This is a genomic window from Acidimicrobiia bacterium (assembly GCA_040878325.1).
GTDB lineage: Bacteria > Actinomycetota > Acidimicrobiia > Spongiisociales > UBA11373 > JAUYIV01.
Genome location: JBBDMM010000012.1, coordinates 228329 through 242258 on the forward strand (window position 1 = coordinate 228329; position 13930 = coordinate 242258).

The 13930-nt window shown below is 66.2% G+C and carries 18 protein-coding genes and 1 pseudogene; 11 read left to right on the forward strand and 8 right to left on the reverse strand.

The genetic code is table 11. From position 1 onward, the window contains the following. Window positions 1-101 precede the first annotated feature (101 nt). The 5 genes from WD184_07950 to WD184_07970 are packed head-to-tail and all read left to right on the forward strand — an operon-like array spanning window position 102 to window position 4230. Window positions 102-521 (forward strand): cytochrome c maturation protein CcmE, encoded by a 420-nt coding sequence (locus WD184_07950; GenBank protein ID MEX0826662.1) that lies wholly within the window; start codon window positions 102-104, stop codon window positions 519-521. Next, on the forward strand, window positions 518-2482 hold the full coding sequence (locus WD184_07955) for a heme lyase CcmF/NrfE family subunit (GenBank protein ID MEX0826663.1): 1965 nt from the start codon (window positions 518-520) through the stop codon (window positions 2480-2482). The genes WD184_07950 and WD184_07955 overlap by 4 nt, the downstream gene beginning before the upstream one ends. Next, window positions 2475-2927: a cytochrome c-type biogenesis protein gene (locus WD184_07960; GenBank protein ID MEX0826664.1), complete on the forward strand. Its 453-nt coding sequence runs from the start codon at window positions 2475-2477 to the stop codon at window positions 2925-2927. Before WD184_07955 ends, WD184_07960 begins: the two co-directional genes overlap by 8 nt. After that, entirely contained in the window at window positions 2924-3652 is a 729-nt protein-coding gene (locus tag WD184_07965) for a hypothetical protein (GenBank protein ID MEX0826665.1), read from the forward strand. The genes WD184_07960 and WD184_07965 overlap by 4 nt, the downstream gene beginning before the upstream one ends. After that, window positions 3649-4230 (forward strand): redoxin domain-containing protein, encoded by a 582-nt coding sequence (locus WD184_07970; protein ID MEX0826666.1) that lies wholly within the window; start codon window positions 3649-3651, stop codon window positions 4228-4230. Before WD184_07965 ends, WD184_07970 begins: the two co-directional genes overlap by 4 nt. Before the next feature lie 10 nt (window positions 4231-4240). On the opposite strand, the gene WD184_07975 is transcribed toward WD184_07970, so the two are convergent. The 3 genes from WD184_07975 to WD184_07985 form a co-directional block, all read right to left on the reverse strand. Then, a complete protein-coding gene (locus WD184_07975; GenBank protein MEX0826667.1) occupies window positions 4241-4957 on the reverse strand; it encodes a hypothetical protein in 717 nt (238 codons plus the stop codon). Window positions 4958-5073: 116 nt separating this feature from the next. Next, entirely contained in the window at window positions 5074-5628 is a 555-nt protein-coding gene (locus tag WD184_07980) for an AAA family ATPase (GenBank protein ID MEX0826668.1), read from the reverse strand. A gap of 45 nt (window positions 5629-5673) precedes the next feature. Continuing rightward, window positions 5674-6825: a DUF222 domain-containing protein gene (locus WD184_07985; GenBank protein MEX0826669.1), complete on the reverse strand. Its 1152-nt coding sequence runs from the start codon at window positions 6823-6825 to the stop codon at window positions 5674-5676. A gap of 103 nt (window positions 6826-6928) precedes the next feature. On the opposite strand from WD184_07985, the gene arr reads away from it, so the two are divergent. The 4 genes and pseudogenes from arr (at window position 6929) to WD184_08005 (ending at window position 9872) form a co-directional block, all read left to right on the forward strand. Further along, a complete protein-coding gene (arr, locus tag WD184_07990) occupies window positions 6929-7552 on the forward strand; it encodes an NAD(+)--rifampin ADP-ribosyltransferase (GenBank protein MEX0826670.1) in 624 nt (207 codons plus the stop codon). A gap of 95 nt (window positions 7553-7647) precedes the next feature. Continuing rightward, entirely contained in the window at window positions 7648-8490 is an 843-nt protein-coding gene (locus tag WD184_07995) for a hypothetical protein (GenBank protein MEX0826671.1), read from the forward strand. Between the two features lie 54 nt (window positions 8491-8544). Then, window positions 8545-8691, forward strand: a pseudogene (locus WD184_08000) (NAD(+)--rifampin ADP-ribosyltransferase). Between the two features lie 308 nt (window positions 8692-8999). Continuing rightward, a complete protein-coding gene (locus tag WD184_08005; protein MEX0826672.1) occupies window positions 9000-9872 on the forward strand; it encodes a hypothetical protein in 873 nt (290 codons plus the stop codon). Between the two features lie 14 nt (window positions 9873-9886). Here the strand turns inward: WD184_08005 and WD184_08010 are convergent, their stop codons facing one another. The 5 genes from WD184_08010 to WD184_08030 all read right to left on the reverse strand — a co-directional run bounded on the left by WD184_08010 (window position 9887) and on the right by WD184_08030 (window position 12869). Continuing rightward, complete coding sequence (locus tag WD184_08010) at window positions 9887-10189, reverse strand: hypothetical protein (protein ID MEX0826673.1); 303 nt, start codon at window positions 10187-10189, stop codon at window positions 9887-9889. Window positions 10190-10192: 3 nt separating this feature from the next. Next, window positions 10193-10492 carry a hypothetical protein gene (locus tag WD184_08015; protein ID MEX0826674.1) on the reverse strand — a complete coding sequence of 100 codons (300 nt, stop codon included), beginning with the start codon at window positions 10490-10492 and terminating at the stop codon, window positions 10193-10195. Window positions 10493-10559: 67 nt separating this feature from the next. Next, complete coding sequence (locus WD184_08020) at window positions 10560-11339, reverse strand: alpha/beta hydrolase (protein ID MEX0826675.1); 780 nt, start codon at window positions 11337-11339, stop codon at window positions 10560-10562. Between the two features lie 49 nt (window positions 11340-11388). After that, window positions 11389-12567: an acyl-CoA dehydrogenase family protein gene (locus WD184_08025; GenBank protein MEX0826676.1), complete on the reverse strand. Its 1179-nt coding sequence runs from the start codon at window positions 12565-12567 to the stop codon at window positions 11389-11391. 35 nt (window positions 12568-12602) lie between these two features. Further along, window positions 12603-12869, reverse strand: coding sequence for a WhiB family transcriptional regulator (locus WD184_08030; GenBank protein ID MEX0826677.1), 267 nt, complete (start codon window positions 12867-12869; stop codon window positions 12603-12605). Window positions 12870-12983: 114 nt separating this feature from the next. Between WD184_08030 and WD184_08035 the strand changes: the two genes are divergently transcribed. Then, window positions 12984-13427 (forward strand): gamma-glutamylcyclotransferase family protein, encoded by a 444-nt coding sequence (locus tag WD184_08035; GenBank protein ID MEX0826678.1) that lies wholly within the window; start codon window positions 12984-12986, stop codon window positions 13425-13427. Between the two features lie 34 nt (window positions 13428-13461). Beyond that, complete coding sequence (locus WD184_08040) at window positions 13462-13788, forward strand: hypothetical protein (GenBank protein ID MEX0826679.1); 327 nt, start codon at window positions 13462-13464, stop codon at window positions 13786-13788. Window positions 13789-13930: the final 142 nt, after the last annotated feature.

Sequence of the window (13930 nt, forward strand, 5' to 3'; positions counted from 1 at the left end):
TGGGTGGCCTTCGCGTACTCGGTCGTGTACTCCACGCTGGCGCTGTACCTCGCTTCGATCGTGGTCCGGGCCCGGCGTGTGCGCCGCTACCTGGACGAGCGATGAGGCGGTATCGCTGGTTCATCGTGGCGGGATTGGGGCTGGTGGCGGTGCTGACGGGATTCCTCGTCGCCAACATCGGCGCCGACCTCGTGTACTACCGGACGACTTCGGAAGTCGTCGACGAGACCGACCCGGTGGGAAAAGGTCGCTTTCGCCTCGGCGGCCAGGTGGTGCCGGGCTCGATCGCAGCCGACGCCACCGGCGTCCAATTCGAGGTCACCGACGGGGTGGTGACCCTGGAGGTGGATCATCGTGGGGCTCCGCAGCAACTGTTCCGTGAAGGCATCGGGGTGGTGGTCGAGGGGACGTGGGACGGATCCACGTTTCACTCCGACTCCATGATCATCAAGCACGACGAGCAATACCGCACCGAGGACGGAGGCGTGTACACCCCCGACTCGAGATTCCCCAGCCCGTGATCGCCCTTGTCGGCTACGCCGGAGTGCTGGTCGCGCTCGCTTCGGCGGTCGCTCTGGTCGTGCAGGGTGTCAGGTCGTATCTGGATGGCGGCGCCGGAGCCGCAGACCGGCTGCGGTTCCCAGTGTGGGGCCTCATCGGCGGCGCCGTCATCGCCATGGGTGCGCTCGAGTTGGCGTTGCTCACCGACGACTTCTCGATCGAATACGTCGCCCGCAACCACGCCCGGGGGACGCCCCTGCTGTTCACCATTGCCTCCGCCTGGGCCGCCCTCGAGGGAAGCATCGTGCTCTGGGGCCTGGTCCTGGCCGGGTACGCCGTCTGGGTGTTTCGCAGCCTCGAGGACGACGATCCGATTGGTGCCACCGCTCTCGCCGTGATCGGGGCAGTGGCGATCTTCTTCTTCGGGCTGATGGCGTCGGCGGCCAACCCGTTCACGACGTTGGCGGTGGTTCCGGCCGACGGACTCGGCGCCAACCCTCTGCTCCAGAACCACATCCTGATGGCGATCCATCCGCCCATGCTCTACATGGGGTACGTCGGCATGACCGTGCCGTTCGCCTTCGCCATCGCCGCCCTCGCCGCCGGCGACGGGACCACCGCGTGGCTGGAACGGACTCGCCGCTGGGCGCTGGTCGCCTGGTCGTTTCTCACGCTCGGCGTCGTGCTCGGCGCCTGGTGGTCTTATGAGGTGCTGGGGTGGGGCGGTTATTGGGCGTGGGACCCGGTGGAGAACGCGTCATTCCTCCCCTGGCTGACGGCGACCGCCTTCATCCACTCCGCGGTCGTCCAGCGCCGGCGGGGCATGCTCCAGGCGTGGAACGTCGCCCTGGTGATCGGGACGTTCGCCCTCACCATCCTCGGCACGTTCCTCACCCGATCGGGGGTGGTGGCGTCAGTGCACTCCTTCACCCAATCTGCCGTCGGGCCTGCCCTGCTGGGCTTTCTGATCGTGATCCTGATCGGTGGATTCGGCCTCTTTGCCGCCCGGGGTCACCTGGTGGCATCTACCCCGCGCCTCGACTCGCTCGCCAGCCGCGAAGGGGCCTTCCTGCTCAACAACCTGCTGCTCACCCTGTTCGCCTTCGTCGTGCTGCTGGGGACGATCTATCCCATGATCCTCGAGGCGTTCACCGGGGATCGGGTCTCGGTGGGTCCGCCGTGGTTCGACCGCACCGCGATCCCCATCGGCCTGGTGTTGCTGTTTGCGATGGGCATCGGGCCGATCGTCCCTTACCGGGCTGCCCGGGCGAGCGTTGTGTGGCACCGATTGCGAAGCCCGCTTCAGGTGACCGCGGTGGTGTCGGCGGCGGTGGTCCTCTTGGGGCTGCGCTCGGTCACCGCCCTGCTCACGGTGGCCCTGGCGACCCTGGTGGTGGCGGCCATCGTCCGCAATGCCCACGTGTCCGCCAAGGCGCGCCCCCACGGCTACCTGCGTTCGCTCGGTGGACTGTTCCGCGCCGATCCGGGCTTCTGGGGCGGGATGATCGCCCACACCGGAGTGGCGCTCGTGGCAGTGGCCATCTCCTTCTCGTCGTCTTTCGACACCCGTACCGAGATCACCCTCTCGGCAGGCGAGTCGGCACCCTTCGATGGGTACACGCTCACCTATGTCGCCCCGTTCGCGCGGGAAGAATCGAATCGCGTTGTCATCGGCGCCGAATTCGAGCTCTACCGGGGCACTCGCCACCTCGCCACCCTTCACCCCCGCCTCAACCAGTACGACAACCAGGTGCAGGCGATTCCGACGCCGGCGGTCCACACCGGGCTGCGCGAGGACGTCTACCTCAGCCTGGTGCGCATCGAACAGGGCACCAGCGCGGTCACCATTGACGCGATGCGCTTTCCCTTGATGTGGATGCTCTGGCTCGGAGGCCTGGTGGTGGTGGCCGGCGGTGCCTGGTCCTTCACTGCCAAGCGCCGTACCCGCGACCTCAGACCCGCAGAGGTTTCTGGTGTCTGAGCGGGCTCGCACCTGGATCGCTCTCGCCGTCATCGGCGCCTCGCTGGCCACCATCGGCGCGGTGCTGGCCACCGACGAGCCGTCGCCTCGAGATCGCGCCCATGCACTCGCGGCTCGCCTCAAGTGCCCGGTGTGCGATTCAGAGACCATCGCCGACTCCCCCACCGATCTCGCCCGGGACCTCCAGGACCTGATCGCCGAGCAGGTCGCCGACGGCTGGACGGATCAGGAGGTGATCGACTTCTTCGTCGCCACCTACGGTGAGCAGGTACTGCTCGACCCGCCCACAGGAGGACGCACCGCCCTCCTGTGGATCGCCCCGCTGGTGGTGGCGGCCGCCGGTGTCCTGGTGATCATCGGACGCCGCGCCAAGCGATCGACCCGTGAGCTCACCGAGGAAGAGCGCCGCGCGGTCGAGGCGGCCGTTCGCGGAGCCGAGAGATGACCGGGCCCGAGGTACGGCTACTCGAGGAGCGCCGCGACAGGATCGTCGCCGATCTGCGGGCGATAGACGGCCAGATCGCCCTCGAGGAACTCGACCGTGCCACCGGGGAGGAGCTCCGCCGCCGATCCGAGGTGGCGCTCGCCGACACCCTCGCCGCACTCGAGATGGCGCGGGCCGAGCGCCCCCGGGGACGCTCGCCGCAGCGGATCGCCATCGGCCTCGCCGCATTCACGGTTGCTGCCACCGCTGCGGTGATCGGGCTGGCGGGGGCAGTGAACTCCAGCCCGACAACGACGGCCGGCGGCATCGACCTTGCCAACGTCACCAACGAGGAGTTGGAGGAGGTCGTCGCCGCCAACCCGGACGTGGTTCCGATGCGCCTGGCGCTGGCCCGCCGATATGTCGAGGCGGGCGAGTTCTCGGCGGCCCTCCCCCACTACCTGTACATCCTCGAGAGAGAACCTGAGCCCGAGGCGTTGATGTACCTGGGGTGGATGACCTACCTGTCGGGTGACCCCGTCACCGGGGAGTCACTTCTCGAGCACAGCCTGGAGCTGCGGCCGGGCAATGTCCTCGCCCAGTGGTTCCTCGCCAACGTCCGCTACTTCGGCCTCGGCGACACTGCCGGCGCGATTCCGCTGCTCGAAGCCGTGATCGCCTCCCCCGACACGCCGGACGACATCATCGCCGATGCTGAGCAAATGATCGAGGAGGCCGAGTCGTGAGCCCCCGATTTCGCTGGATCGCCTTCACGGTGCTTGGCCTCGTCGTCGTGGCCCTGATGCTGATCTTTCTGCCCCGATTCGGATCGGATCCGCTGCTTTCGGACTCACCCCTGATCGGCAAGCCGGTGCCCGATGTGACCATCACCAACATCGACGACGACGCTCCGATCGCACTCCGCTCGCTGGAGGGGAAGATCGTGGTGGTCAACTTCTGGGCCCCATGGTGCGTGCCGTGCCGTGCGGAGCATGCGGTCCTGATCGCCGCGGCGGAGGCATTCGCTTCGGCCGATGTCCAGGTGCTGGGCGTCGTCTACCAGTCCGATGTCGGGGATGTGAATCGCTTTCTCGACGAGTTGGGACGGGGATACCCCGCGGCCATGGACCCCGGCTCGCGCGCCGCGATCTCGTTCGGCGTCCGCGGCGTCCCTGAGACGTTCTTCGTCGACCCCAGCGGCATCGTGGTGGCCAAGGTCACCGGGCCGGTAGATGGGCCCCTCCTCACCTCGACCCTCGAGGCGATCCTGCTCGGCGAATCGGTCGACAGCCAGGAGACCGGCGAAGTACAGCCGGCTCCGTAGCGGGCGGCCCTCAGGCGCGTTCGAGCAATCGACGGGTCCGCCGGAGCGCCGCCGGCAACTTGCCCTGCGAACGGACCAAGAACCGAATCATTTCGTCGGCCCGGGCCCGGCCGAGTCCGGCGCCGTCGACCGCCTCTGCGATGGTTCGCCTCGAGAGGTCGCGGAGTCGGTCGACCCAACCGCCGAGGCGTTCGAAGAAGCGCTCCCGGTCGGCCACGGGATGGATTGCCTCGCAGGTCGCATCGTTGTGCCTTCGCACTTCCAACGTCGTGGGATCGGCTTCCCACCGGATCACCCTCCAAGAGGGCACGTAGCCGTTGTCCGGCCCGGATTGGAGAAACTGCCGCAGCCCTGCATATTCGAAGGCCGACCCGTGGTCGAAGAACAACGGCACCCCTTCGATGTAGGCACGGTTGAATCCATGGGTGTCACGACGCCGAATCCACAGCGAGAACGCCAGTTCGGAGGCCACCGCCTCGTCGAGGTCCTGCACCGGCAGATCTTCCAGGGTGTAATTCTCGGCGAGGCGCACCAGCCCCATCCGCGGGCCCGGAGACTTCGGGGCGAGCCGCACCTCGGCAACGTTCACCATGCCGGCCCCCAACAGGTAGCCCAGCAGCTCCCTACGACCATCGGGCTTGACCACCCACCGTTCGCCGTTCACGTCGACGGTGTCCGGGACGTGACCCGACCAATTCAACAATTCCTCGTCACTGACCCGGCTCATCGCGCCCCCGATGTGCATGCAGACGGCCTGGGCGCCGCAGCCCGCGACCGCCCGGCGGGACAACCTAGTCGGCGGCGGGCGCGATCGTTGACGGAGGCCTAAGTGGCCGCGAGCCCCTAACCGGCCGGTGGCCGGTCCGTCAGGCCAGCGAGGAACGCCTTCGTCTGCCCGGCCGTACGCAACCGGACCACCTGCAGATGATCCCAAGTGCCGTCGACGAGCCGTCCCTCATACTTCTCCCTGGTCCCCTCGAACCGGGTCCACGCCCACACGATGATGTTCTTGTAGGGATCGCGGCTGTAGAGGTTAGTCCACGGCTCGCGGTTGCCGTTCCACAGCTCCTCGCGCGTGGCCACCCGGCGCAGGGTTCGGCCGACCACCCGGCGCATGACCACCGGGCGGGAGGGGTCGAGCCAGACCACCGCGTCGGCCCGGGGCCACACGATGTCGGCCACGCCGTGACTGGTGTAGTTACCGTCGACCACCCACCGGTCACCGGCTACCAGCCGTGCGACCTCCTCACGGAATTCAGGGTCGGGCTTCTGCTGCCAGCCAGGCAGATGGAACAGTGAGTCCAGTTCCACGTAGGTCAGGCCGAGCGCGTCCGCGACGGCGCGCGCCACCGTCGTCTTCCCCGACCCGCTCGAACCGATCACCGAAATGCGCTCCACTGGCCACCATCGAGAGGGGGCGGAAGGGTAATGCCCGCCCCGGGCTCAGTCCCGGCTGGGTAATCGGCCGGCTCTTTCAAGGACATGGTCGGGTAGTCGGGTCTTGCCTTCATGGACCATCGTGTGGTGGTGAGCACACAGCAGGCAGAGGTTCTCCGTCTTGGTGTCGCCACCGTGGAGCCAATGGACCACATGATGAGCGTCGCAATAGCGTGGCCGGGACTGGCATCCAGGGATCACACAACCCTGGTCCCGGGCGTTGAGAGCGACACGGATCCACGGGGGGATCACCCGGGTGGTCCGCCCCACATCCAACGGCATCCCGTCGGGATCGACCACCAGGCGGGTGATCGCCGCGTCGCAGGCGATCCGACGCAGCGTCTCGGGACTGATCACCCCACAATCCTCGAGATGGCCTCCCCCGCTGAGACCCTGAAGCGCCGCCAACGGAGCCACCACCGTCACCTGGGGACGGAAACCACCTGAGATCGGAGAATCGCCGTCGGCGAGATGATCCGCACACAACTGAGTCAACGCATCGGCGCGGCGCTGACCCGGAGACCTGGTGTCAGTGGGGTCGAGCTGTTGGGGATCGGCGATCGACCGCAACGCAGTGAGCACCGTCTCGCCCGCCACCGGATCCAACTGACCATCCACCCGCACCAACCCATCCAACATCGGCGACACATTCAGAAACCGCCGCTGCCGCAAATGCTCCGCATCGGCTTCGGCGGCGTCGAGATCAGCGTTCTGACGCCACAGATCCACTCCCTCCCGGAACTCCGCCATCGACAAACCCGAAAACGAATCCACCAGGACCTGCTCCGCCTCGGCGAAGAGCACCGGGTTGGCTTCCCGGGCCGCAGCCAACAACCGCACCCGCGGCTCATCCAACTCACCACGACCAAACGCCCCCCGCACCACCGGCATCTCCGCCAAAGACCGCGCCAAAGAAATCCACCGCTGCGCCATCCCCACCGAAACCCCCAACCGATCCACCAACAGATTCAACGGCGCCAAATACCCCGCCTCGGCATACGCCCCGGAGGCCACCAGCTCACCAATCCAGGCAAGCCGCTCAGCCTCCGCCCGGACCACCCGCCCATGAGCCCCCACCAGCCCACCGACAGGAGCACCCCACAGCGAGAAACCTTCACCTTCGAAATCGGCAAGCGGCCGATCCGCAGTCGTCGTCATTCAGACAAGGTACGACCCATGTGTGACACAAAACGATGAATGGGAACGCCACCGCCGCCGTCCGAAGGTCTTCTAGCCACTCCGACCTCCTAGCCTCGAAGTGGTGCGGTACTACCTGGGCACCAAGGACGATCTGAAGCTCGGCGACCTCGTCGAGCCTGATCTTTCCCCAGAAATCGGCCACGTCTATGTGACCAGCACCTTGGATGGCGCATCCTGGCAAGGTGAGCTGGCACCCGGCGACGGTCCCGGCAGGATCTACGAGGTAGAGCCGACCGGGCGCCTCGACGAAGCCGCCGATGCGGCCGCACCTCAGTATCCGGTTGCGACGAAGTGGTTCCGCACTCAGGACCCGCTGCGGGTCACTGGCGAATGCACAAACTCGAAGGGGCGGCCACGGCGGTTGTACCACGGTACGAAGGCTGACCTGAAGGTCGGCGACCTGATCGAACCCGGCTACGCCCCCAACTTTGGCGAAAAGGATCGGGTGACGAAATACGTCTATCTGACCGGCACCGTGGATGCGTCCATCTGGGGAGCGGAACTGGCCCTCGCCGACGGACCCGGAAGGGTCTACGTGGTGGAACCGACCGGCCCGATCATGGACGACCCCAATCTCACGGACCAGAAGTTCCGGGGCAATCCGACGAAGTCCTACCGCTCCCAGGAATCGCTGCGCGTCATCGGCGAGCACACCGATTGGGACGGGAATTGCCCGATGCGGTGAAAGCCATGAAGGACGGCCTCGAGCGGCTTTCACAAATGGGCGTCGAGCCAATCGACGACTGAACCACAACCCCACGTGTGTCGTACGATTGTCCGATGCCTAGGCAGATGCTGGCAGCGGTCGGAATCCTGATCGTCGCGGCGGCCTGTTCCGGGAGCGGCACCGAGCCGTCCACGACCGCCGCCTCCTCAACGGCGCCGACTGTTACGACGTCGTCGACTACCGCTCCGGTGAACCCACCGCTCCTCGGTTCGGTGAACGAGCCATTTAACCCACAGATCCGAGTCGTCGAGGACGCTGTCCTCCGCGTCGACGGGTCTTGCGTGACCGCCGAAACGGGCGACACGGCGATTCTTCTGGTCTTCGATCTCCCGGTCGAGCCGCCGCCAGGGGGAGGGCGGTACGTGTGGGTGCAAGGCGTCGAGGTCCACTTCGGAGACGTCGTTCCACCTACCCCGACTCAGGTCTTGTCATCTGGCGCCCGCTACCAATTCCGAGGCATCCCCTTCGATGCAGTCGATGGAGAGCTGGCCGAGCCGATGCCCCCGAGCTGCGTCTACGACGAGCAGCTGATTCTTCTCGGTGCCCTTGATGCGCCGGTTGGGCACGGGCTGACTACTCGCCCGGTCGAGGTGTTGGAAGGAATTCCAGCGATAGGTATCAACTCGACCACGATCACCATCGCCGGGGCTTGTACCACCGTCGGTTCCGGAGAGCATCAGCTGCTCGTCGTCTGGCCGGCGGGAACCGTCTCGCTTCTGGACGACCACACCATCCACATGAGCCGCTGGGAGGCACTCACCGAGGTGGTAGTCAGATCAGGCGACACCGTCAGCATCTCTGGTGGTTCCAGCGACGGCACTCCTGACGACCCACCCCCTGACTGCGAGTACGACGGAACATTCTCCGCCCAGGTCATTCGGCCCGTATCCGAGTAGGAGGTTCTCGGAGTGCGACCGAGTCCTACCCCACCTCTACCAGCGCGTCGATGCGATCTGACCGACCAGAAGTTTCGGGGCAACCCGACGAAGTCCTACCGCTCCCAGGAATCGCTGCGCGTCATCGGCGAGCACACCAATTGGGAAGGGCATTCCCCCGAAGCGCTAAAAGCCATGAAGAACGGCCTCGAGCGGCTCTAAAAATGGGCGACACCGTCGCGCTCTTTGGTGCGGGGAGCGACCGCACTCCCGACGACCCACTCCCTGACTGCGAGTACGACGGGACCTTCGTCGCCGACGTCATTCGGCCCGCATCCGAGTAGAAGGCCCTCGGAGGGCGACCTAGTCCTACCCCACCTCTACCAGCGCGTCGATGCGATCTGACCGACCAGAAGTTACGCGGCAACCCGACGAAAGCCATGAGGGACGGCCTCGAGCGGCTCTCGCAAATGGGCGTCGAGCCAATCGACGACTGAACCACAATGTCCAACGGGGCGTACGATTGCCCGATGGCTAGGCAGATGCTGGCAGTCGTCGCAATCCTGAGCGTCGTCGCGGCTTGTTCCGGAACCGGCGCCGAGCCGTCCACGACCGTCCCCTCCTCGACAGTGCCCACCATTGCCGCCACGACGTCAACGACTACCGCTTCGCTGGCAGTCGACCCACCGATGGTCGGTTCGTCGACGCAGGCGGCATTGATCGACACATTCCCTCTCCCGATCCGAGTCGTCGAGGACGCTGTGCTCCGCGTCGACGGGTCTTGCGTGACCGCCGAAACGGGCGACACGGCGACACTCCTGGTATTCAATCTCCCGCTCGAGCCGCCGACACGGGGGGAACGGTACGTGTGGGTGCAGGGAGTCGAACTCCACTTCGAGGACATCGATCCGGCTACCCCGACTCTGGTCTTGTCATCTGGCGCCCGCTACCAATTCCGAGGGATCCCGTTCGATGCAGTCGATGGAGAGCTGGCCGAGCCGATGCCCTCGAGCTGCGTCTACGACGAGCAGCTGATTCTTCTCGGTGCCCTTGATGCGCCGGTTGGGCACGGGCTGACTACTCGCCCGGTCGAGGTGTTGGAAGGAATTCCAGCGATAGGTATCAACTCGACCACGATCACCATCGACGGGGCTTGTACCACCGTCGGCTCCGGAGAGCGTGAGCTGCTCGTCGTCTGGCCCGCCGGAACGGTCTCATTGCTCGATGACCACACCATCCATATGAGCCGCTGGGAGGCATTATTCACCGAGGCAGTGGTCAGATCAGGGGACACCGTCGCGCTCGATGGTTTTGCCAGCGACAGCACTCCTGGCAACCCGCCCCCTGACTGCGAGTACGACGGAACATTCTTCGCCGAGGTCATTCGGCCCGTCTCCGAGTAGGAGCTCCCGCCCCTCTAACCCACCGCCACCAGGGCATCGATGCGTATCCGCAGCTCGGCTTCGGACAGGGCGCCGAACCACATGTCGACGATCACGTCGTCGCTGGAGATCAGGAAGGTGATCGGCTGGTAGGGCACCAGATAGAGGTCCCATAGGGAGTCGTCATAGCCCCAGAGAATTCGATCAGGCGAGAACCAATCGCCCACCCGTACCCGTGAAGCCTCCTCCGACGACCTACCGGCAACGGCGAGGAAAGTTACCTGACCCTGGTAATCCGATGCGACCGCATCGACGACGGGGAGCTCCCGTCGGCACACGCTTCACCACTCGGCCCAAAACACCATGTAGACGGGCTTCTGCTCGTCGCTGAGAGTGAACTCGCCACCCTCACCGAGGGCGAGAGTGAAGTCGGGGGCGGCCTCGCCGTCGGGCGCCACCCGGCTGGTGGTGGTCACGGCTCCCGGCACCGTGGAACCCGAGGCACCGGTCGTTGTGGGAGCCGCAGTGGTGGTCACGCCCCCGGCCGCGGTGGTCTCGGCTGCAGTCGGTTCCGTGCTGGTGGGGGTGGAACACGCGGCGAACACCAGCGCCACCGCCACCAAACCGGTCACTCGTCGCATGAGAGACCAACGCCGTCCGTGAGCCCGGGGTTCCCCTCTCACCCGTGCACTCGCGCCAGGAATTCGCTCAGGTCGCCCGCGAACCGCTCCGGGTGCTCCAGGGTGAGCATGTGGGCGGCGGGGTACTCCACCAGGGTCGCCCCACCGTTTCGGCGAGGTGGCGACACGAAGCATTCGCGAAGGGCTCGTCGAACTCTCCGATCACCACCAGCACCGGGACCGCCACCTCCCCGAGCCTCCCCACCGCCGGTGGGGTGAGCACCTGGGGGACGCCCCCCTCCCTTTCGGCGCGGTAGTTGTCGAGGATCCATCCGTGGACCTTCTCCCTGATCGCCGGATCGACCCGGTCGGTGGGCTGTCCAGGCCCGTCGCACCAGAAGCGGGTCTCGAAGTCGGAGAGGGCGTCCCACTCTTTCGCCTCCTCCATTCTCTCCGCCTCCTTCCACAAGGCCTCGTCCTCTTCGACGTCGGGGGGCTGGTAGCCACCGACTCCCCCGGCGACCACCACCAGGCCTTTGAACCGGTCCGGATACTCGATGACCGAATCGAGGGCGATCATCCCGCCGCGGGAGGCGCCGACGACCGTGGCCTTGTCCACCCCGATGTGATCGAGCACCGCGACCATGTCGGCGCGGTTGCTGAACTCGGCGTGCTCCGACTCTGTGCTGCCGAAGCCACGGGTGTCGTAGCGGATCAGGCGATACCGGTCCGACAGTGAGGCCACCAACGGATCCCACATCCTCAGGTTGGCGACCCCGGCATGAATGAGGACCACGGCAGGCCCGGCGCCGTCCTCCTCGTAATACAACGATCCACCCGGCACAGATACGAAACCCGATTTGCTCATGCGTTCCTTCGTCGAGAGGTGGGCAAGGTACTACCCCATCCCGACACGATCACGAGAACGCGTTGAAACCGGTGATCGCCTGCCCCAGGATCAGCGTGTGGATCTCGTTCGTGCCCTCGTAGGTGTAGACCGACTCGAGGTTGTTCATGTGACGAATGACCGGGTACTCCAGGGTGATCCCGTTGGCGCCGAGCACGCCGCGCGCCGTCCTCGCCACTTCGAGGGCGTTGCGCACGTTGTCGAGTTTGCCGAAAGAGACCTGCACCGGGTCGAGGCTCCCGTCGTCCTTCTTCCTCCCGATGTGGAGGGCCACCAGCATCCCCCGATTGACGGCCACCATCATGTCGACCAGTTGCTGCTGGATGAGCTGGAAGGAGCCAATAGGCCGATCGAACATCACCCGCTCCTTGGCGTAGTCGAGGGCCGACTCGTAGCAGGCCCGCGCCGCCCCCATCACCCCGAAGAGGATCCCGAACCGTGCCTCGTTGAGGCAGGAGAGCGGGCCTCGCATTCCCTTGACTCCTGGCAGCACCGCGGCATCGGGTAGCCGAACGTCGTCGAGGATCAGCGAAGAGGTGACCGAGGCTCGGAGCGAGAGCTTCTGGTGGACGTCGACAGTGCTGAAGCCGGGCGTGTCGCGGGGCACCAGGAAGCCGCGGACCCCGTCGTCGGTCTTGGCCCACACCACGGACACATCGGCGATGCCCCCGTTGGTGATCCACATCTTGGTGCCGCTGAGCACCCAGTCCCCGCCGTCGCGGCGGGCGTGGGTCCGCATCGCGCTCGGATCGCTGCCGGCGTCAGGCTCAGTGAGGCCGAAACAGCCGATGGCATCGCCAGCAGCCATCTGCGGCAACCACTGCTCCTTCTGTTCCTCGGACCCATAGGCGTGGATCGGGAACATCGCCAGCGATCCCTGGACGCTCACGAACGAACGGGCCCCGGAGTCGCCGTACTCGAGCTCGGTGCACGCCAGGCCATAGGCGACCGCGCTGGTCCCGGCGCATCCGTAACCCTCGAGATGCATGCCGAGCAGGCCGAGGGCACCCATCTCCTTGGCCAGCTCCTTGGGGAAGGTGCCAGCCTCGAACCAATCCCCTACCCCGGGAAGGATTCGATCGGAGACGAAATGGCGAACGGTGTCACGAAGGAGGGTCTCCTCGTCGTCGAGGAGGTCGTCGATGCCGAGAAAGTCCTTCGGATCGGTACCGCCCGCGCTGTTTCCCATGCGCTCATTACAGCAGCCGCGGGACCGCCTCGGCCTCAGGCAGAGATACGGAGCATCCGCCGGCGCTCACGCTCGGTGGTGCTGCCCCAGATCCCATACCGCACCCGGGTCTCGAGTGCCCAGTCGAGGCACTCTTCGCGCACCGGGCACCCCCGGCAGATCTTCACTGCTTTCGCAATGTCGGCCTCGACCGAACTAAAGAAATTCTCGGGGTCGGCGTCACGACAGGCGGCGTAGGCCGCCCAGGGTCGCTCGTCGAGATCGAGCACCAACAGATCCACGGGAGTGCTGGAAGTTCTCATTTGGCTCTCAGGTATACGGCTTCCATGTCATATGACGACGCTGACGCCTCAATTGGTTCCCTCACCTTGCCGGAGGACCGTTTACAATCGCGCTCCCGCTCCAATGTGATGGGTATGACGCGCCTCTACTTCGCCTACGACGCCAACATCGACCCCGGTCGTCTCGGGGAGATCGCGCCTGCAGCGTCCTTCGAGTTCATCGCTCATCTACCCGAATGGAAGCTGGAGTACACCATCAAGAACGGCAGAGGCGGACTCCCATCGGTCCGCCCCCTCCCCGGCAACACCGTCTGGGGCGCGGTCTTCAGGGTTCCCGTCGATCAACTGGCTGCGATCGACGAGCGGGAAGCGGGAGAAGGCCGCATCCCGGCACCCACGCAGGCGATGGATCGAGCGGGTCGCCGTCACGACGTGATAACCCACGTGAGCCGCAAGGGCCACAATGGTGAGTACCGGCCCGAACGGGATCACGTACGGTTGATGGTGAGCGGGGGCCGCCATTGGAAGCTCCCCACCGGGTGGGTGGCGGCCCTCGAAGAGCATCTCGAGGGCGACTGAGCTGCTCCACTGGGGGGCGGTCCTGGTCGGAACCGTGGCAGGTGTCGGCGGGCTGGCCCTGTCGGCAGGGGTGCTGCTTGTCCTGGGCACCGCCGACACCGACACCGTGGGCGGCCAGACCATCCTCATCCTGCTCGCCTTCGGCGCCCAATTCCTCGCTGGCCACGTCGCCGGCCGTGTCGCCACCAGGGCTCGACCCCTCAACGGCGGTCTCGCCGGCCTCATCCTCTACTTCGTCGTCGGTGTCACCTCCATCGCCGCCGGCGAGGATCCTGGCGTCGCCGCCCTCGCCTTCGGGGCGCTGGTGGCTCTCCTCATGGGAACCGCCGCCGCCGTGCTCGTCGAGAACCCTCACCGTTAGGGAACACCGCTGGCCTCCGCCGCGGTTGAGCGTCATACTGTCGACGAGTTCGCCGGGCGGCCGCGGCGTGGCGCTCAGGCGCCGCATCGAGGAAAGTCCGGACTCCACAGGGCACGGTGCTGGGTAACTCCCAGGCGGGGCA